Below are 18,155 nucleotides of genomic sequence, written 5' to 3'. Positions count from 1 at the left end.
GATATATTTATCAATTTAGTCCATGAGAGTCTTGTTGCAGACGCATCTGAGCCAACGCCTTGGAGACCCCAGATATGCAGGAACGTACACCACAGAAAATGCCCACCGGGATCGCATCGCTCGATCCTATTCTTGATGGCGGGGTCCCGCCGGGTTCACTGATCCTTCTCCTTGGGGACATCGGGGCCGGGAATTACGAATTCACGTACAGCTCGATTGTCAACACGCTGAAATCGATGACAGAGAGAGCTTCGGAAAGAACCCACATAGCAAAGGAAGTCCGGTATATCACGTTCACCCGACTGAAAGAGGATGTGAGGCAGGAGATTGCCGGTTCCCTGCACATCGACGGCCTTTCGGCACTGGTCGACGGCATACAGTTTGAGGATCTCTCTGAGCTGTATTTCGACAACAGTGTCGTGCCCGACGAATGGTACAGCCACGGGGATATCATATCGAGGCTCCAGAAGCGGGCCAGTCGCGAGAACATCCTGCTCCAGCTGGCAAATGTGATCAACGGCATACCTTCCGGTAGTCTCGTGGTCCTGGATTCGATCACGGATATTGCAACGCAGAGATCCATCCCCAACATCTGGCATAATCTTACCGGGTTTTTAAGAGGTCTCCAGAGGATCTCCAAGCAGCGGAACATCACCACGTACCTCCTGCTCAGCCGGGGCATTCTTGATTCTTCCGAAGAGCGGGAGCTTGCAGATATTGCGGATGCCGTCCTCCTTTTCAAGTGGGAGGAGACCAGCGGTGCACGCAGGCAGCGGGTGATGTACTTCGAGAAGTTCCGCGGCGTCATGCCCCACCTGGAAGAGCGTGATCTGGTGAAGTTTGCCGTGCGGATCTCCACTACCGGCGGATTTGAAGTGAGCAATATCCGGGTGGTCATATGAGCGGCGAACGGGTCAAGATGGGAATTATGGGTCTGGACGATATGCTGGGTGGAGGTCTTATATCAGGAAGCATCTGTTCCATCATCGGTACATACGGTACCGGGAAGACAACCTTCTCGCTCGAGTTTGCCTGGGACGGGCTCAAGAAAGGAGAGAACGTCATCTATATCAGTCTTGAAGAGCGCGAGGAGCGGATCGTCTCCTATATGCAGCAGAAGGGTTGGGATGTCACGCCGTACCTGAACAAATCACTCTACGTTATCAAGCTTGATCCCACAGATTTCAATCTGGCAAACAACCGGATCAAGAACGAGCTGCCAAAACTCATCGAGGAAGTAAAAGCACACAGGGTCGTCATCGATCCCATCTCGCTGTTTGAAGACCTGTTTACTACGGATTTCGAGCGGCGCCAAGAGATGTTCCGGTTCATTGAGGGGCTTCGGGACAAGAAATGCACGATCATGATGACCTCTGAAACTGACCGGGATAACGTGTTTGCGAGCCGGCATGCTCTCATCGAATACCTTTCGGATACCGTTATCCTGCTCCGGTACGTCCGCCCTTCGGATCTCACGGATGTCCACCTTGCGCTGGAAGTAGTGAAGATGAGGATGTCGGCACACTCGCGTGAGATCAAGCCCTACGAACTGATGCAGGACCAAGTGCTCGTCTACTCGGAAGCCAACGTGTTCTGATACTATTAAAAAATAAAAAAATGCAGGGAGATCCCGATTAACAACTTTTCTTAAAAAAATCTAAAAATCGTTTTAATAAGGTTTTTAAATCGAAATTCCGAGGATGCTGAGCAACACAAGAATCAGCACGCCGGGTACCCCTCCGAGAGCGCAGATCAGGATAGTGGCGACATCATACCCGAGATCGGGCTTCCCCATCCACTGCATGATATGCAGGAAATTGATGAGAACGAGAAGGAGCAGGCCGAGAACCGCATTCACAACAAGGGCGGAAAGCCGTTTTACCAGGTACCATACAATGACGATGATTGCTATAATCAGGAGAAGCGCAACGAGGAGGTTGGTCATGAAATCCCCTATTTACCAATGATATGCTGTTTTGGTATTTTAACTGACGGAAGGACGAGCGAGCCGATTGTCCGGGTTTTCCTGCTCATTCCTCCAACAGTCTTGTGCAGGTCAAACACATTGCCGGAAAGCATTGCGCTCCGGACCGGCTCCTGGAACGCCCCATCCACCATCCAGAACGCGTTGGAGAGTTCCACAGAGAATTCGCCGCTCATCGGGTTTGCCGTGTGGGCGCCGACCATGTTGTGGACATAGAGGATACGTTCATCGTCAACAGTGTCCCTGTTACCGTCAACCACGAAGTTGTGGTGACCGATGGAGGGCAGTCCGCCATACCCTCCGCGAACTGCGTTTGCCGTGCTCTCCTTCCCGTACCGGGAGGCAGTTCGTATGTCGTACGCGAACGATTCAAGGATCCCGTCCCGGATGAAATCCACGCGCCGGGTGGGTGTTCCCTCTGCATCCCAACGGGTGCTGCCGTTTGCACCTGGCATCAGGGGGTCGTCATACATTGAGATCTGAGGGTCGGTGACGGATGTGCCAAGGCATGAGGCAAACCGGGACCGTCCGGCATGCACATTCCTTCCGCTCAGGGCCGGAATAAAGACATTGCCAAGCAGTTCCGCGTACGCGAGCGGAGAGAGGAGGATATCATAATCCCCGGACGGGATATCCTTCCCCTCCGCGGATTCACAGGCAAAGAACGTTGCCCGCTCCCCGACGAGGGCCGGGTCGATGCGATCCATAGACCAGGAGTGATCGAACTCGTACCCCGTGGACTGGGAGACGATCGCTTCCAGGGAGAGGGAAATCCCGGTGTGACAACTGGTATACCGCACCCCGTGGCTGTTGGCCAGCGTAACCTCCGCGCTTGAAAGTCCGGCCGATCCCGAGGTCACCTCCGCAGGATGTTCGGCCGCACCGGCAAGCATTGCCTCGAGCAGTCCGCTGGCAGCAGCGGGATCGATATTCACGTTTGCGTCGAAGGTAAGTGGCTCCTGAACAAGCGACCGGGCACCAGGCAACTCGTCCCACTTCATTGGAGTTGCTAGCCTGCCACTCGCAATCGCTGCAGCCAGACATTCACGCCACTGGTCCGGGTTGTTGGTACTCGACGATCCGATCCTGCCCTTGTGAATCGTACGAATGCCAAGACCGCAGTCAAATGAGGTCGTGGCAAGACTGATCTTCTTGTTCCGGAGGTCAGCAGAGACACTGGTACCTTTGACAAAGAAAACCTCCACTTCATCAGCGGTCTTCTGTCCTTCTTTTATCAGTTCTTCAATCCACGCCACTGCCACCCACCACCGCATTGTTCAGGAGAATATGGGGCGCCCCGTCACTGACCGGGACACTCTGGCCACCTTTCCCGCAATACCCCGGGCTCATCATCCGGTCGTTCCCGCAGAGGACGATGCCGTGAAGCGTTGTCAGGATTTCTCCAGATAGGGAGACATCCCGGACCATCTGCGTACACTGGCCATCCTCGACGAGATACCCGTACTCCGCGTTGAACTGGAAGATGCCACGCCCGGGATCGACCTGACCGCCCCGGGAACCCTTGAGGAAGATCCCCCGTTTGCATTCCGCAAAAATCTCCTCTGCGGTAGAATCACCCGATTCGATGAACGTGTTGCTCATCCGCACAAGGGGCGGCTCGCCCGGCATAGCCCGGGCATGGCCGGCAACCCCATCCCCTACTGCTGCAAGCGATTCCCGGGTATGCAGGTAGGCGTTAATGATGCCGCCCATGATGATCTCGGTCCGCTTCACCGCCACTCCCTCCGCATCCACAGGATCGAACCCGAACTCGGGAAGACCAGGGTCGTCGACGATGGTTAGGGTATCATTGCCGATCCTCTGCCCGATCTTTCCTTTCAAAACGGAGTTGCCTTCCTGCACGAGATCCCCCTCGCTTGCATGGCCAACTGCCTCGTGGGCAAAGACACCGGCAAGTTCCGGATCAAGCACCGCCTGCATCTTCCCGCCCTTAACAGCCTTTGCGTCCAGGAGGGCGACGGCGATCTCCGCGGCTTTCTTCCCGAGATCCAGATGCTGCCGGAGGTTGAATCCGTGGATGGTGTGTTCCCGTTCATAACCCATCTGGATGTTGCCGTTGCGGGATGCCACGGCAAGGACATTGAACCCGGACCTGCTCATCTCATACGAATATTCATTCCCGGAACTGTCCGAGAACCTGACCTTTTCTGCCCGTTCAACGTAATTCGCCCGCCGGTTCACAACATCGGGATGCATGGCGCTCTTCTCGATCGCGGCCAGCAGGGTGGACTTTTCCTCGATGCTCACATCCCGCGGGTCTTCCAGAAGCCGCGGAACCGGGAGCATTCCTTGGGGAAAGTCCCCAAGCGAGACGCTCTCCTGGGTAATCCTGGCAAGCTTCAAGGCCTGCCGGAGGAGTTCTTCGAATTTCCTGCCGGTACAGGGCGTGTAATTGTCGATCTGGATTACCCCCCAGCCGGTCTTGTCAAGTACCCTGAGTATGGCCTTGTTGAAGAATGAGGTTCCTGCGGATTCCACAACGCTGTTATCGATATCGATATGGGTGACTTCACCGGTCACATGCCGCAGGTCGTAATAGGAGATGCCGTCCATTTGAGTTCAGGCCGTTGTCTGGTTGACCGGGGGTGCATCCGCGATCATCGCGGTCGACCTCATCGCCATCTTCTTAAGCTTGGTGAGGAAGCCATCGGAATTCTCCGGAACCAGTGCGAACTTCAGGACATCGTCGATCGTATCGACCGGGATGATGGTGACAAAGGACTTGTACCGCTCCTCTATCAGGACATCCCCGAGGTTCATGCGGGGAATGAGAACCGTGTGGATGCCTGCTTTGGCCGCGGCTTCAATCTTATAGGTTACGCCACCGACCGGGAGGACGTCACCCCGTACCGAGAGAGAACCGGTCATTGCGATGTCCTGCCTGACAGGAATGCCCTCAATAGCACTCACAACTGCAGTAGCTACGCTGACGGAGGCGGAGTCTCCTTCGACACCCATGTATGTCCCGATAAACTGGATGTGGATGTCAATATTTTTGACATCCTTGCCAGTGAATTTTTTGAGGATGGCGCTCACGTTCTTGATCGATTCCTGAGCGATCTCTTTGAGCATTCCCGTTGCAATCACGGTACCGCTGGCGCCCTGTGCAGGGGTGACCTCGGCCATGATGGGGAGTACTGACCCTGCGTCGCTGCCGGTCACGGCCAGACCATTGACGCGTCCGACACGAGTGCCTTCGACAACGGTCATCTCGTATTCCCGGAGGTGGCGGGTGATCTCATCCGAGACCTGGTCTTCGATCGACCTCGCAGTCTTTTTCGCGGTGGTAACGTGTGCTGCCGTGGTAATAGCAGCGTTTTCCTGCCGGGCGATATCACCGGCGACCCTGATCAGGCCACCCATGTCACGCAGTTTGAGGGTCAGGTGCCCCTTGCGGTTCGAGCGCCGGCGGGCTTCCCGGATGATCTCGTCGATTGCGCTCTGGTCGAAGTGCGGGATCTTCCCGTCATTTTTGACTTCCTGCGCAATGAACCGGATGTACTTCTGCCGGTTTTCAGGTGTGTCCTCCATGCTCTCCGCCATGTAGACCTCGTATCCGTACCCCCGGATACGGGAACGGAGGGCCGGGTGCATTCCCTGGATAGCATCAAGGTTCCCGGCTGCGACCATCACGAACCTGCAGGGCACCGGCTCGGTCCTGACCATCGCACCGCTCGAGCGCTCGCTTTGGCCGGTGATCGGGAACTCACCTTCCTGGAGAGCAGTGAGGAGATTCTGCTGGGAGTGAGGATCGAGCGTGTTGATCTCATCGATAAAGAGAACACCACCATTTGAGCGGTGAATAGCGCCACCTTCAACCCGGTCATGGGCAGGGGTCTCGAGGCCCCCGCTCTGGAATGGATCGTGACGGACATCCCCGAGAAGCGCCCCGGCGTGGGAACCTGTCCCGTCAATGAAGGGTGCGATATTTTTGGTATCATTGGAGACCAGAAGTTTTGGCACCATGGTCTCTTCGCGGGGTGTTGTATACCGCAGGGCCATGAAAACAAACGCGCCTGCGATAAGCCCCATTAAGAGCTGCATGGTGATGATCGCATATCCTGCAATACCGAGCAGGAGAAGCATCAGGAGGGTCTGCCGGAACTGGATCTTCTTCTTGGCCTCTGCCTTGTGAGCGCCAACGATCTGCTTGCCCCGCCCGGCGGCTACGGTCCGGACCACCGGATTGTTGGGATCATCGGAATTCGGATAGATAAGGATGTCCAGCAGTTCTTCCTTGGGCAAAAGCTCTGCCATCGCTTTTGCGAGCATCGACTTGCCAGTGCCGGGGCTGCCGATCATCATGACATGACGTCGCTGGATTGCCGCCTTCTTGATGACTTCCACAGCACGTTCCTGGCCGATCACCTGGTCAATCAATTTTGCCGGTACTTCAATCTGCGATGATGTTATGCCAGCGATGTCCGCTTTCTGCTCATCGACAACTTCAGCTGGCGGTGATATCTGCCCTTCCTGCTCCGGGAGTTGACTGGAATTTTCCATTGCGGTTGTGCCCTCAGGTTTTACCCTTGATTTTTTTATATACAATGTCTCACGCTAGTTTAAGTACTTTCAGCTGATAGCATTCGCAGGGATGACCGGAGGGATTGGGAAGTAAAAACCCGCATTCCCAAACTATTCAAATTGAAAAACCGCAATACTTTTTACCAGACAGGTACCTCACTGGAAATGCAGTCATTCAACCATGCCGGTGTAAGGAACGATATCATGAATGTTGTGTATACGGAAACATCCCAGATCCTCGCCACCCGTCTCGCCAGGGAACTCACTCTTCCGCTTGTTGATGTGAAATATTCCCGCTTCCCGGACGGGGAACATTATCTTCAGGCCGGGAAAACCGGGGACGAGACTATGATCGTCGGGAGCGTTGTGGATAACGACGCTCTCGTGCAGCTTCTGCTGCTCATCGATGCATGTGACGGTTCCCGGAACCACCTTGTCCTTCCCTACATGGCCTATGCCCGGCAGGACAAACAATTCAAGCCGGGTGAACCGCTCAGTGCCCGGGCAGTGGCACGGGCAATCGGGCGGGGTGTTGAGGATATTTACACCGTAAACATCCACGAGCCGGAAATACTGAAATATTTCCCGGCACCGGCACAGAACATCTCCATTGCGCCGGATATCGGAGCGTATATCAAAACACTGGATCTCGACAATCCCTTGATTCTTGCACCTGATGATGGGGCCCTTGCATTTGCCGGTCAGGTCGCATCGGCCGGGGGGGGCTGGGAATTCGATCACCTTGAAAAGACCCGGCTGAGCGGCGTTGAGGTCCGGATGGCTCCAAGGCAGCTCTCTGCTGCTGGCCGCCCGGTCGTCATTGTTGATGACATCATCTCAACAGGCGGGACGATTGCCACTGCTGCCGGTATGCTCTACCAGCAGGGATCCACCGACGTCTATGCAGCCTGCGTCCATGGTGTGTTCACCGGAGGGGCATATGCACGGCTCATGGCTTCCGGCATCCGTGACGTGATCTGCAGTGATACGATAGAGCGGGCCTGCAGCAAAGTATCAGCGGCAGAGCAGATCGCCCACGCGATCAGGACCCGTTGACTGCTTTCCGGCAGGTTGTATCATGATTCCCCGTCTGTCGTCTCCGGCCAGGCACCCATGAAAGCAGTGCTTGATGCCAGCATCTTTTTCTCAGACATTAAGCCTGAAGGCGAACTGTATACCACGCCATCAGTCTGCGACGAACTGCGTGATATCCGGTCGAAAGGCAATTTCGAGAAGCTCTCCGCTGCCGGGTTACGTGTCGTCTCTCCTGGGGGTGGGAGCCTGGACCGGGTGCGGGCGGCCGCATTGACCACCCGGGATTCCGGCGTCATCTCCGATACCGATCGTGAGCTCCTCGCCCTTGCCTTGGACCTTGAAGCAGTCCTCTACACAGACGACTTTGCAATCCAGAATGTTGCAACAGCGCTTGGTGTGCAAACACATCCCATAACCCAGAGGAAAGCAAAAAGGGTTTTCTGGAAATACCGGTGCAGCGGTTGCGGGAAGTACTACGACCACGATGGGGAATGCCCGGTCTGCGGTGCAGCGATTAAAAGAAAACTTAAATAGATACCAGCGAATCTCTGTTCATGTCTTCGCTTGACGATCTGATCGGCAGGGCAAAGATGCTCCTTGCAGAAGGCCACAGCCCGGGTCAGATTGCAGATGAGCTCTCCCTTTCCATGGAGACGGTAACGTGGCTGCTCACGCAGGCCAAGGGAACAACCGCACCCAAGGATGTCCATATCGACTGGACAGCGGTTTCGAGCCATGCCCCCCTTCTCGAAGAAACTGCATCGATGCTCCTGAACCGGTATTACCAGGTGCAGCCCAGGGACTGTGAGGGATCCCCCGCAGCGGATGTCATCGTGGGCATTGCCCTCTCGGGTATCCCCCTTGCCACGCTCATTGCCGTGCAGGAAACGGCCCAGCTTGCCATTTACCACCCGGCAAAACAGAACCAGAGCGACCGGCCCACCGGGTCGATCAGCGGAAACTTCGCCTCCATCAGCAGCCAGCGCTGTATTATTGTAGATGACGTGATCACCTCCGGCAACACAATGAAAGAAGTTGTCAAGTACCTCAAGAAGCATAACGCGACACCGGTCGCGATCTGGGTGATCTTCGATAAGCGCGGCATCAAGGATATTGATGGCGTCCCAGTCTACTCGCTCTTCAAGATCTCCCGTATAGATTGATCCTTCCATTTTTCTCCATTATGCTTTCTGGACAGCCAATTATCATCTTAAAAGAAAATGTGGAGCGTAATTACGGGAAGGAAGCCCAGCGCTCGAATATTGCGGCAGCAAAGGCGATCGCCGGTGCCGTCAGGTCAACGCTTGGCCCCCGTGGCATGGACAAGATGCTTGTCAGCCCTACCGGGGATATCGTCATCACCAATGATGGCGCGACAATCCTCGGGGAGATCGCTGTGCAGCACCCCGGCGCCAAGATGGTGATCGAGGTCGCACGCACCCAGGACGATGAAGTCGGGGACGGTACAACAACCGCAGTCATTCTTGTTGGCGCCCTCATGGAACAGGCCGAATCGATGCTCGAACAGGGCATCCACCCGACCGTCATCGCACAGGGTTATCGCATGGGGATGGAGAAGGCGCTCGAGATCGTGAACAGCCTCTCGCTCAAGCTCGACCCCTCGGACCGGAAGCTCCTGATCAAGATCGCAGACACCGCCATCACCGGGAAGTCCATCGAGCAGGTGAAGACCAAGCTTGATGGCATCATTGTCGATGCGGTCATGACCGTAGCCGAGAAGGCGAACGGCAAGATCCTCGTTGACGAAGAAGATGTGATGATCAAGAAACAGAAGGGATCGTCCATGGACGACGCCGAACTGATCCGCGGCGTGGTCATCGACAAGACCCGGGTCCACGAGGGCATGCCCAAGAAGATCACCAAGGCAAAAGTCGCTCTCATCGCAACCCCCCTTGAGATCACCAAGACCCAGGTAAAAGCGAAGATCAAGATCTCCACCGCTGAGCAGATCAATGCCTTCAGCCAGCAGGAGCGCGAAGCATTAAAGAAACTCGCCGATATGATTATTGACAGCGGCGCAAACGTTCTCCTCTGCCAGAAAGGTATCTCGGACATCGCTCAGTTCTACCTTGCCAAAGCCGGTATCCTTGCAATCGAAGACGTACCCGAGAAGGACATGAAGTATGCAGGCCGGGCACTCCATGCAACCATCGTCACCAAGCCTGAGTCACTCACGGCAAAGGATCTCGGGGCTGCGGACCTTGTTGAAGAGGATTCCGAAGGCAGTGTGACACGGATATCCGGGTGCAAGAACCCGAAGACCACGACCATCCTGCTCCGCGGGACAAGCGATTACCTCCTCGACGAGCTCGAGCGGGCCGTTGTCGATGGCACCCGTGTCGTAATGGATGCCATGGAAGACGGTACCTATGTTGTTGGCGGCGGAGCGGTCGAGACCGAGCTCCTGATGAAGATCCGCGAATATGCCCAGACCGTTGGTGGCCGCGTGCAGATTGCCATTGAAGCCTATGCAGCAGCATACGAGTCCATTCCACGGGCACTTGCAGAGAACTCCGGATTCAACCCGATCGATAAGCTGGTCGAGCTCAAGAATGTCCACTCCAAGGGCAAGAAGAATGCCGGCCTGAATGTCTACGAAGGCAAAGTTGTTGACATGCTGGCAGAAGGTGTTATCGAACCCCTCAGGTCAAAGCGCCAGTCCATCCAGAGCGCTTCCGAGACCGCTGTCATGCTCATCCGCGTGGATGATATGATGATCACCCAGCAGGGTGGCAGGGGCGGCGCTCCTCACGGGATGTAAATACTAAAAATCCGTTCCTTTTTTCTTTATTCGTTTTTTTTCACATTCATTCATGATTTGTTTGCTGCAAAATCCGGCAGGAGGTATATGGTCCATAGCGATCCACAGTACCCTGCTACTTTGCCGGGACTCAGATAACTATTAGTGGAATTGAGGAAAAAATTAAGAGAATCGGGTGCCGAGGTAGTCTAGCCCGGGAAGGCGGTAGCCTCGAAAGCTACTGGCGCTTCGCGCCTCGGGAGTTCAAATCTCCCCCTCGGCGTTTGAACGGGAGCATCCTGCTCTCCTCTGATTTTATGATAAGTCGCCTTGTTTTTCCCACACCTGCCCGCCAGCTTCCGGCTACCTGATCGGTCGCGTTGGCCGGGTCTGTCCCGCCATATGAAGGGTAAAAACGGCACACAAACGATCCTGACACCGGAACAGTGTACCTAAGCGCAGTTCCTGCATTTTTTCATCGCATGAAGATGTGCGTGAAACGGGCAAAAATCTCCCGCATATTTCCCATCAGCATCCTTACCCCGGCAAACACTGAAAAACGGACAATATCAACGATTTGAGTTAAATAAAGAGAAAAAACGGGATTTCACGGATTTGATCGTTTAAAAATTATTAAATACGGCCTGTTCCTAGTACATGTAACAAAACCATGCACTGTATCGTGTATGGCAGGTACCGTTTATGGCAGGGTGCATGAACATGCTTCGAATCAGACAGAACAAACCGTTGGTATCCGGAGACGCAAAATCGTTCCGGGCCATACGGAGACTGAACCTGAACCGAACCTACATGCCGCTGAAGATCGGTGCGATTGCAGGTTATATTATCCTTGGAATGCTCTCGGCATCCACATCTATGTTTGGCATCCTTGTCGGGGCAGTTCTTCGAATGGTCGGATTATAATCCATTCTTTGTACTGGCTGCGTTAACAACCACTCTTTTTACCAGTATCCGGGGAAGACCGGAGGATCCCGTTCGGTGTTTTTAAAAATACGCAAGAACCCCCAGCGCTCCGTGCACAATGGCAACGAAGATCGCGATCATTGCACAACGCGGGTGCCAGGCAAAAGGTATCGTGTGGATTCCCCTGCGGTTCAGGATCGCAATTGCTGCTGCGAAAAAGAAGAGCAGGATGGTCGCAATCCCAAGATAGAATATCAGCGGTTTGCCGAAAATGGGGGCATAAGAGATCTCCAGGAACATGGCTCACTCCACGACCGTGATGGTGCCTTTCATGAACGGGTAGATCATGCAGTCATAGTTATAGACACCCGGGCGATCGAACAGCTGGCTGAAGGACTGGCCTGCCGCGAGGAGTTGGGGGGACCGGGAGAACGCGTTGTTAGCAAACAGGATCCGGTGCGGGTGATCATCCCCGTTCACCCACCGGACGGTCGAACCCACCTTCACCGTCAGGTTAGCAGCGGGTGTGAAGGCGTCCTTAATGATAGTAATAGTATTGTCGGATACCGAAACGGTACTTTCAGGAGTGATCACGGCAGTTGCGGGAATATAGGTTCTCGCCGTTGTGGGGGCGGCAGAGTGTGTTGGCACGGGAGTGTCCGCAGGCTGGGGGGAGGACTGGGTGCATCCGCAGGCAATGATGAAGCAGGCTGCGAGAAGTACGAGCACGAACAGTTTCTTCATACCGTAGTGTCAGCAGCCCGGGTAAAAAAAGTGATCAGAGACCCCGGGTACCGGGTGAGCGATACCCATTGCGATCTCTGGCCGTAATTCCGGGATCAGGGAGCGCAAACTTCAAGGGCAGCGATCGTCTGGAGAAATTTCCCGATACGATACTCATCCGAGAGAACGAACTCCCGGAAGACTGCATCGGGCAGGAGGCGGGCGAACTTCCAGCCTTCCCGGGGCGGTAAGGGGAGCAGGCGGCCGATCTCATGCCGGTCCATTACCTTAACAGCGAGCAGCGCCGATACCACATCCTCCCGGCAGCCAGTCTTCCCCAGGCCCGTGATCCGGATCACAGAGTCGTTGTAGTGGGCCCGGGCGCTGCCCCCCAGCCGTTTCTGCAGGAGTATCGCAACGATGTGGTTGAACCGGCTCCCGTTCGGGGAGGAAACCTGAACGATCCGCCGGTCATTTCTCCGCTTCTCGATGACAACCAGACGTGCCTTCCCCCCTCCTTCAGGTATCTTTGCAAGCAGGGGGGAAAGGAGCGCCTGCTCTTCGTCCCTGAGCGGCAGATGGGACCCTGCCCGGTCCCGGATCTGCTGGATCCGACGGCAGACAATGGATGAGAGGCTGCTCTCCCCGGCACCGGTCCAAAAGGTGCGTGCGGAGCCGGCACTACCGGAGGGGACTACCACAACCAGGTTGTGCCCCTCGTCGCTCTTCACCATCGACCAGTTACGGCCACCAAGCGAGACCTCCTCCCCGGTGCGGGAGTTGACGAAACGGGCATCGAGATTTCCCACAACCTCGCCATCGGGCGTAACCGCCCGGTACTCCCCACCTCCATTGATCACCGAGTAGAGATCTTTCCAGTTCGACCGCCCGAATGCCCGCTCCGCCTCGGTCCCGGGCATCAGCATCTCCCCGTCGGTTGTTATGTAACCATCCAGGACGAGACGGCTGATCACCCCGTCCAGCGCCTGCCTGCTGATTCCGCGGAAGGCAGGACGGGAGAGCAGATCCTTGATCAGCTTTCCCCGTCCTGCCCGTGACGCATGGTGCAGGTACAGGAACACCTGCTGGAGCAGGACGTTCCAGGGCTGCTCCGGTGGGAAGAGACACTCGACCTCCCGATCCATGGCGCATTCGATGATCGCGACACTGCAGAGCAGCTCGCAGGGATCTTTGAGCACCCAGGCAACGTATGCAGCTGCTCCCCGCCTCCCGCTCCGGCCCATCCGCTGGAGGAACGAGGAGACCGAGTCAGGTGGGCCAACCTGAACAACCACATCGAGGTCACCGATATCAATACCCAGTTCTAGCGTACTCGTGCATATGGTGCAGGCCCCGTCTTCGGAGAGGAACGCGTCCTCCGCAGATTTCCTGGTCGAGGGCGAGAGCGAGGAGTGGTGGATGTGGAGGTTCCGGACCTTGCCCTCAAGTGCCTGGACCAGGTGTTCGGCAACGCTCCGGCTGTTGACAAAGACGAGGGATTTCCTCCCGGCAACAATCCCTGCCAGCGCATCGATCCGCCGGTTTTCGTCAGGTTCGATAAGGAAACTGAACTGCTTCTCCCGTGGCAGTGTCGGGACTACGACCAGCTCGGTACCCTGACGCTTGTCCGAGAGCCAGGTGAGCACTTCCTCCGGGTTCCCGGTAGTTGCCGAGAGGCCGATCCGCTGCACCTTCCGCCCGGTAATCCCGTCCATCCTGTCGAGCAGGACCTTAAGCTGCACTCCGCGGTCCGTTTCCACAAACGCATGGAGTTCATCGATGATGATCGACCGGACATTCCTGAGATCGGCGGATACCGTCCGCTCCTGTAGGAGGACCTCGAGGGATTCCGGGGTGGTCATCAGGAAATGAGGGGGTTCGCCTTCCTTCCACGAACGATCCCCTTTCGGCACGTCCCCATGCCACTTCGTCACCGTGAGGGCTGTGGGGATACAGAACGCAGCAAACCGCTCCTCCTGGTCGTTGATCAGCGCCTTGAGGGGCGAGAGGTAGAGACAGGCAATCCCGCTCCTGCCATGTTTGAGAATATCGTCCATCACCGGTATGAGGGCTGCTTCCGACTTCCCGCCCGCTGTAGGTGCAATCACCAGCACGTCATTGCCAGAAGAGATTGCGGAATAGGCCCGCTCCTGCACTTCGCGAAGATCGGTCCATTCGAGCCGCTGGGAAAGTATGCCCTGGAGCGATTCGTGCATGGAGGAGAAGACGGACGACACGATATACAAGGGTTGTGTCCCGGGCATTATGGCTTTTCCCGTCGGGATCCTGTATCAGGTCTGCAGGGCGAAAATGGTTGCGCCCGGTGCCACCTGATTTCCGGGTAGCCCTGCGGGAATATTCCCACCATTCCCCGGGAGAAACTTTTTTTGTCCTGCGCACCGAGACATTACCATGGAACTCGCACAGCAGAAGTGCACAACTTATAAGCCGGGCTCCCCGCCACTCACCCGGAAGGAGACGATGGAGCTTCTCAACGGTGTTCCCGGCTGGTCACTCCGGAACGGGCACATTGTCAGTACCTTCACGTTCCCCGACGCAGTTGCCTGCATCGCTTTCTTCTCGGAGATCACAAGTCTCGCCACAGAAGAAGGCCACTTCCCGGACCTCTGCATGAAAGAGTCCCGGTTCGTCGAGGTCTCATTCTATACCTATCCCGCCGGCGGCCTCACCATGAATGACTTCATCATGGCAGCAAAACTCAACGGGATGGGAAAAGACCAGTAATTCTTTTTAAAAAATAATTTTTTAGTCCAGCCCGAACTTCCGGACAATTTTCTCCCGGATCGCTTCTTTGGGATAGGCACCGATAATCCGGTCCACCAGCTGGCCACGGGAGAAGATCATCATCGCAGGGATCGCATCGATGTTGAACTGCATTGCGAGCCTGCGGTTCTCATCGGTATTGCATTTCCCGAACGCAACTTTGCCGCCAAACTCCTTTGAGAGCTCGTCCATGATGGGCGCAATCCGCTGGCAGGGTCCGCACCATTCTGCCCAGAAATCCACCACGGCAAACTGGTTCGTAGTGATGAACTGCTGGAAGTGCATCTCGTCAACATTCTCTACGCAACCCTTATTCTCGTGTTTCATTTTTTCTTCCAACTCCTTCCTGCGCTTCTCCCGGAGAAGGGCAAGCTCATCGTCCATGATCCAGTATTACCGTCACTGCTCATTTAATGCAGTATATCTGCGGATGCCGACTATATTATAACCCTGATTATAGGAAGCGAGGTAGGGTAGTCAGGATATCCCGACGGGCTCATAACCCGTAGATCGATGGTTCAAATCCATCCCTCGCTACTGCTTTTTCTTAGGTTTTTGTCCGGCACGGACACATTCTGATTGTGTTTTTTCCTGCAGCGAAATCTACGGAGGTTACCAGGATACTTCTGTTCGCAAGGAGAGGAATCACCAGGGAGCATCATGACTGGTGACCAATGCAGCTGGTGATACGTTTTCAAGCTCGATCAGGATCGTCATTAAAAATTTTAAATCAAGATTTGATGATTTTTTCAAGCAGGATTGATTGATCTGCAAACGGTTTTCAGGAAGGGGTCATGAGGTGATTGGAAAATTTCCAATCACAATCTGCCCGTTTTTTATCCAGGAGTTTGATCGTTTCAGCTTGGGGGTACCCCAGTTCAGCGAGAATCTCCCAGAACACTATTCTTTCCTCGCCACCGTCACGATGAACGTCCGGTTCCGGTACACCACATCCACATCAGAAAACCCGGCCTCCCGCAGCCACGCGAGCTGGTCCGAGAGCTTCTCGTTCCGATCAAGCTCATCCCGTCGCTTCAGGATCTCCGCATGCTGCGATTCGGTCATCGGGCCACTTCTGAGGAATTCGTTCCAGTATTCAAGATACCGTCCCCGGAAATACAGGGTCTCGCCATCCGCCTGATCCGCGTTCACGAACATCCCGCCGGGTTTCAGGCACACAAAAACGCGCTTGAAGAGGAGTCGTTTTTCCTCGGGTGCTAGGTGATGGATCGAGAGGGCCGAACAGGCAATATCGTATGGCCCGCCAAGCTCGCCCGCGGAATAATCGCTCACCACGTACCGGGTATTCTCACGGCCGGCAAACCGCTGTTGCGCCATCTCCAGCATGTTCTCGGCGATATCCACGAGCGTCAGGTGCGCCTGCGGGAACTTCTCCAGCAGGCATGCGCTCATCAGGCCGGTCCCTGCACCGATGTCGAGGACATCAGGTTCAGGATTTCCTGATTCCGCTGCCCAGACTGCGGTGCCATAGAACTGCCGCATCTCAGGGATGATGTACTCCCGCTGGGTATCGTAGTACTGTGCGAACTGGTTGAATGCCTGCCTGATGTGCTCCATGAATACACCTGTTGCCAGAGCCCGGTATGGGTAATCCGGTATTGATAGATCGGCTCGGCAAAGCCAAAAAAGATCGGTGATCCTGATAGGATATGTTTCCGGAAGAACGGTTATGCTTCGAACGACCCGAGCTTGGACTGGACCGTCCCGTCCACGAAGTTGATCTGGCAGGTCTTTGCCTTCTCCCCTTCGATGGGAAGCGGGTAGCAGCCCGTGAGGCAGCCGGTGCAGAGGCTCTCGCGGTCGAACCCGATCGCTTCCACGAGCGCATCGATCGAGACATGATGGAGGGTAGTAGCCGTGATACTGTGCCTGACCTCATCCTCGGCCTTGTTGCTCGCGATCAGCTCCTCGCGGGTCGGCATGTCCACACCAAGGTAACAGGGAGCCTTGATCGCAGGGGAGCCGATCCGCATGTGGACCTCGCGGGCACCTGCGTCCCGCATCATCTCTATGATCCGTTTCGAGGTCGTACCACGGACAATGCTGTCATCCACGAGCACCACGGACTTGTCCTTTAAGTGTGCAGGGATCGGATTGAGCTTGATCCGGACCGCCTTCTCCCGCTCTTTCTGGGATGGCATGATGAACGTGCGGCCCATGTACCGGTTTTTCATCAGGGACTCGACAAACGGGATCTTCGAGCGTTCCGCGTACCCGATCGCGTACGCAGTTCCTGAATCAGGTACCGAGCAGACCGAATCGGCCTTTACCGGATCTTCTTCAAAGAGTTTCTGGCCGATCTGCCGGCGGACGTCGTATACGAGCACACCATCGATAATCGCATCTGCGCGTGCGAAGTAGATATACTCGAAGATGCAGTGGGCACGCTTGCCGGCCACCGCGATCTGCATGCACCTGACTCCTTCCGCATCGATCCGGATCAGTTCGCCGGGCTTCACATCCCGCAGGAACTTTGCGCTCAGGGCGTCAGCGGCAACGCTCTCTGAGGCCACCATGTACCCATGCTCGGTCTTCCCGATGCAGAAGGGTTTGATACCCAGCGGATCCCGGAAGCCATAGAGAACCCCGTCGATCATGATCACGACCGAGTAAGACCCCACGAGCTTGCGCATGCAGAAGCTGACTGCGTCTTCCACCGACCCCGAGTTGCTGATCGCATCGATCAGGATCTTTGCTATGATCTCGGTATCGGTCGTTGTCGTGAAGATCTGGCCGGCCTGCTCGTACTCTGCCCGGAGCTCACAGGTATTGACCAGGTTCCCGTTATGGGCGATCGAGATGAAGTGCTCCTGGAACTGGAAGTTTAAGGGCTGGATATTCTCGGGAAGATTCGCGCCCGTTGTCGGATACCGCACATGGCCGATGCCGGCAGTGCCTTTCAGATCGGATAAAACAGAGGGGGAAAACACATCGGCTACAAGCCCGTTTCCCTTGAACTTGTGGACCAGGGTGCCGTCAAAAGTGGATATTCCGGCGCTCTCCTGGCCACGGTGCTGGAGAGCGTACAGGGCATAATAGAGCTGGATTGATACACCGCCAGCATCGACGATGCCAACGATTCCGCACATGGTACAACTCTTAATGCGTAGGGATTTTCGGTCTCTTGGTGTTCCACTTGTTGCTGATCATCTTTGTGCTTCTGCCAAAACCACAGGCAGAGCAGACTTTCTTCTGGGCGTGGAACGAGATCTTCCCACAGCGCCGGCAGGCGATATGGGTGAACTTGTTCCTCTTTCCCATTGATGGAGTGCCTTTTGACATGTTACTTCACCTTATTGTTCGAGTGATGGAGAGATATAAATTACATTATCCCCACGGACGATGAGCGTGCCTACTTTCTGGACCTGCCCGTTCTCC

The 18,155-nt window shown here is 55.5% G+C and carries 19 protein-coding genes and 2 tRNA genes; 10 read left to right on the top strand and 11 right to left on the bottom strand.

Features of this window, described 5'->3' with window-relative positions; genetic code table 11:
* Positions 1–74 precede the first annotated feature (74 nt).
* Both ABSE13_RS10940 and ABSE13_RS10935 read left to right on the top strand, forming a co-directional pair.
* Positions 75–902, top strand: coding sequence for an RAD55 family ATPase (locus ABSE13_RS10940; RefSeq protein ID WP_424028550.1), 828 nt, complete (start codon positions 75–77; stop codon positions 900–902).
* The gene (locus tag ABSE13_RS10935; protein WP_424028549.1) at positions 899–1,597 is read left to right on the top strand and encodes a KaiC domain-containing protein; all 699 of its coding nucleotides are present in this window, start codon (positions 899–901) and stop codon (positions 1,595–1,597) included. The genes ABSE13_RS10940 and ABSE13_RS10935 overlap by 4 nt, the downstream gene beginning before the upstream one ends.
* An 84-nt stretch (positions 1,598–1,681) precedes the next feature.
* On the opposite strand, the gene ABSE13_RS10930 is transcribed toward ABSE13_RS10935, so the two are convergent.
* The 4 genes from ABSE13_RS10930 to lonB are packed head-to-tail and all read right to left on the bottom strand — an operon-like array spanning position 1,682 to position 6,508.
* Positions 1,682–1,945, bottom strand: coding sequence for a pro-sigmaK processing inhibitor BofA family protein (locus tag ABSE13_RS10930; protein WP_424028548.1), 264 nt, complete (start codon positions 1,943–1,945; stop codon positions 1,682–1,684).
* An 8-nt stretch (positions 1,946–1,953) separates the two neighbouring features.
* Complete coding sequence (locus ABSE13_RS10925; protein ID WP_424028547.1) at positions 1,954–3,240, bottom strand: TldD/PmbA family protein; 1,287 nt, start codon at positions 3,238–3,240, stop codon at positions 1,954–1,956.
* A complete protein-coding gene (locus ABSE13_RS10920) occupies positions 3,227–4,558 on the bottom strand; it encodes a TldD/PmbA family protein (RefSeq protein ID WP_424028546.1) in 1,332 nt (443 codons plus the stop codon). Before ABSE13_RS10920 ends, ABSE13_RS10925 begins: the two co-directional genes overlap by 14 nt.
* A 6-nt stretch (positions 4,559–4,564) precedes the next feature.
* On the bottom strand, positions 4,565–6,508 hold the full coding sequence (gene lonB, locus ABSE13_RS10915; RefSeq protein WP_424028545.1) for an ATP-dependent protease LonB: 1,944 nt from the start codon (positions 6,506–6,508) through the stop codon (positions 4,565–4,567).
* Positions 6,509–6,733: 225 nt separating this feature from the next.
* Here lonB and ABSE13_RS10910 point away from each other — a divergent pair, with 225 nt between their 5' ends.
* The 6 genes from ABSE13_RS10910 (at position 6,734) to ABSE13_RS10885 (ending at position 11,249) form a co-directional block, all read left to right on the top strand.
* Complete coding sequence (locus ABSE13_RS10910; protein ID WP_424028575.1) at positions 6,734–7,585, top strand: ribose-phosphate diphosphokinase; 852 nt, start codon at positions 6,734–6,736, stop codon at positions 7,583–7,585.
* 57 nt (positions 7,586–7,642) lie between these two features.
* Positions 7,643–8,098 (top strand): NOB1 family endonuclease, encoded by a 456-nt coding sequence (locus tag ABSE13_RS10905; protein WP_424028544.1) that lies wholly within the window; start codon positions 7,643–7,645, stop codon positions 8,096–8,098.
* A 20-nt stretch (positions 8,099–8,118) separates the two neighbouring features.
* Positions 8,119–8,727 (top strand): orotate phosphoribosyltransferase-like protein, encoded by a 609-nt coding sequence (locus tag ABSE13_RS10900; RefSeq protein ID WP_424028543.1) that lies wholly within the window; start codon positions 8,119–8,121, stop codon positions 8,725–8,727.
* Positions 8,728–8,747: 20 nt separating this feature from the next.
* The gene (gene thsA / locus ABSE13_RS10895) at positions 8,748–10,346 is read left to right on the top strand and encodes a thermosome subunit alpha (protein WP_424028542.1); all 1,599 of its coding nucleotides are present in this window, start codon (positions 8,748–8,750) and stop codon (positions 10,344–10,346) included.
* 177 nt (positions 10,347–10,523) lie between these two features.
* Positions 10,524–10,608 (top strand) — tRNA-Ser (locus tag ABSE13_RS10890).
* A gap of 437 nt (positions 10,609–11,045) precedes the next feature.
* The gene (locus ABSE13_RS10885; protein WP_424028541.1) at positions 11,046–11,249 is read left to right on the top strand and encodes a hypothetical protein; all 204 of its coding nucleotides are present in this window, start codon (positions 11,046–11,048) and stop codon (positions 11,247–11,249) included.
* 81 nt (positions 11,250–11,330) lie between these two features.
* Here the strand turns inward: ABSE13_RS10885 and ABSE13_RS10880 are convergent, their stop codons facing one another.
* The 3 genes from ABSE13_RS10880 to ABSE13_RS10870 all read right to left on the bottom strand — a co-directional run bounded on the left by ABSE13_RS10880 (position 11,331) and on the right by ABSE13_RS10870 (position 14,236).
* Entirely contained in the window at positions 11,331–11,549 is a 219-nt protein-coding gene (locus tag ABSE13_RS10880) for a hypothetical protein (protein ID WP_424028540.1), read from the bottom strand.
* A 3-nt stretch (positions 11,550–11,552) separates the two neighbouring features.
* Positions 11,553–11,993, bottom strand: a complete 441-nt coding sequence (locus tag ABSE13_RS10875) for a plastocyanin/azurin family copper-binding protein (protein ID WP_424028539.1) — start codon at positions 11,991–11,993, stop codon at positions 11,553–11,555.
* Between the two features lie 95 nt (positions 11,994–12,088).
* A complete protein-coding gene (locus tag ABSE13_RS10870; protein WP_424028538.1) occupies positions 12,089–14,236 on the bottom strand; it encodes a DEAD/DEAH box helicase in 2,148 nt (715 codons plus the stop codon).
* Between the two features lie 148 nt (positions 14,237–14,384).
* Between ABSE13_RS10870 and ABSE13_RS10865 the strand changes: the two genes are divergently transcribed.
* On the top strand, positions 14,385–14,717 hold the full coding sequence (locus ABSE13_RS10865) for a 4a-hydroxytetrahydrobiopterin dehydratase (RefSeq protein WP_424028537.1): 333 nt from the start codon (positions 14,385–14,387) through the stop codon (positions 14,715–14,717).
* A 21-nt stretch (positions 14,718–14,738) separates the two neighbouring features.
* On the opposite strand, the gene trxA is transcribed toward ABSE13_RS10865, so the two are convergent.
* A complete protein-coding gene (gene trxA, locus ABSE13_RS10860) occupies positions 14,739–15,140 on the bottom strand; it encodes a thioredoxin (protein WP_424028536.1) in 402 nt (133 codons plus the stop codon).
* Positions 15,141–15,218: 78 nt separating this feature from the next.
* Between trxA and ABSE13_RS10855 the strand changes: the two genes are divergently transcribed.
* A tRNA-Met gene (locus tag ABSE13_RS10855) sits at positions 15,219–15,293 on the top strand.
* A gap of 363 nt (positions 15,294–15,656) precedes the next feature.
* Here the strand turns inward: ABSE13_RS10855 and ABSE13_RS10850 are convergent.
* From ABSE13_RS10850 to ABSE13_RS10840, 3 genes are all read right to left on the bottom strand, one after another.
* Entirely contained in the window at positions 15,657–16,334 is a 678-nt protein-coding gene (locus ABSE13_RS10850; protein WP_424028535.1) for a class I SAM-dependent methyltransferase, read from the bottom strand.
* Between the two features lie 110 nt (positions 16,335–16,444).
* Positions 16,445–17,866, bottom strand: a complete 1,422-nt coding sequence (gene purF / locus ABSE13_RS10845; protein WP_424028534.1) for an amidophosphoribosyltransferase — start codon at positions 17,864–17,866, stop codon at positions 16,445–16,447.
* Positions 17,867–17,876: 10 nt separating this feature from the next.
* Positions 17,877–18,059, bottom strand: a complete 183-nt coding sequence (locus tag ABSE13_RS10840) for a 50S ribosomal protein L37e (protein WP_424024065.1) — start codon at positions 18,057–18,059, stop codon at positions 17,877–17,879.
* Positions 18,060–18,155: the final 96 nt, after the last annotated feature.

The sequence above is a fragment of the Methanoregula sp. genome (assembly GCF_049518935.1).
Taxonomy (GTDB): Archaea; Halobacteriota; Methanomicrobia; order Methanomicrobiales; family Methanospirillaceae; genus Methanoregula.
The sequence above is the reverse complement of the archived record's forward strand: the minus strand, read 5'-3'. Positions and strand labels throughout refer to the sequence as shown.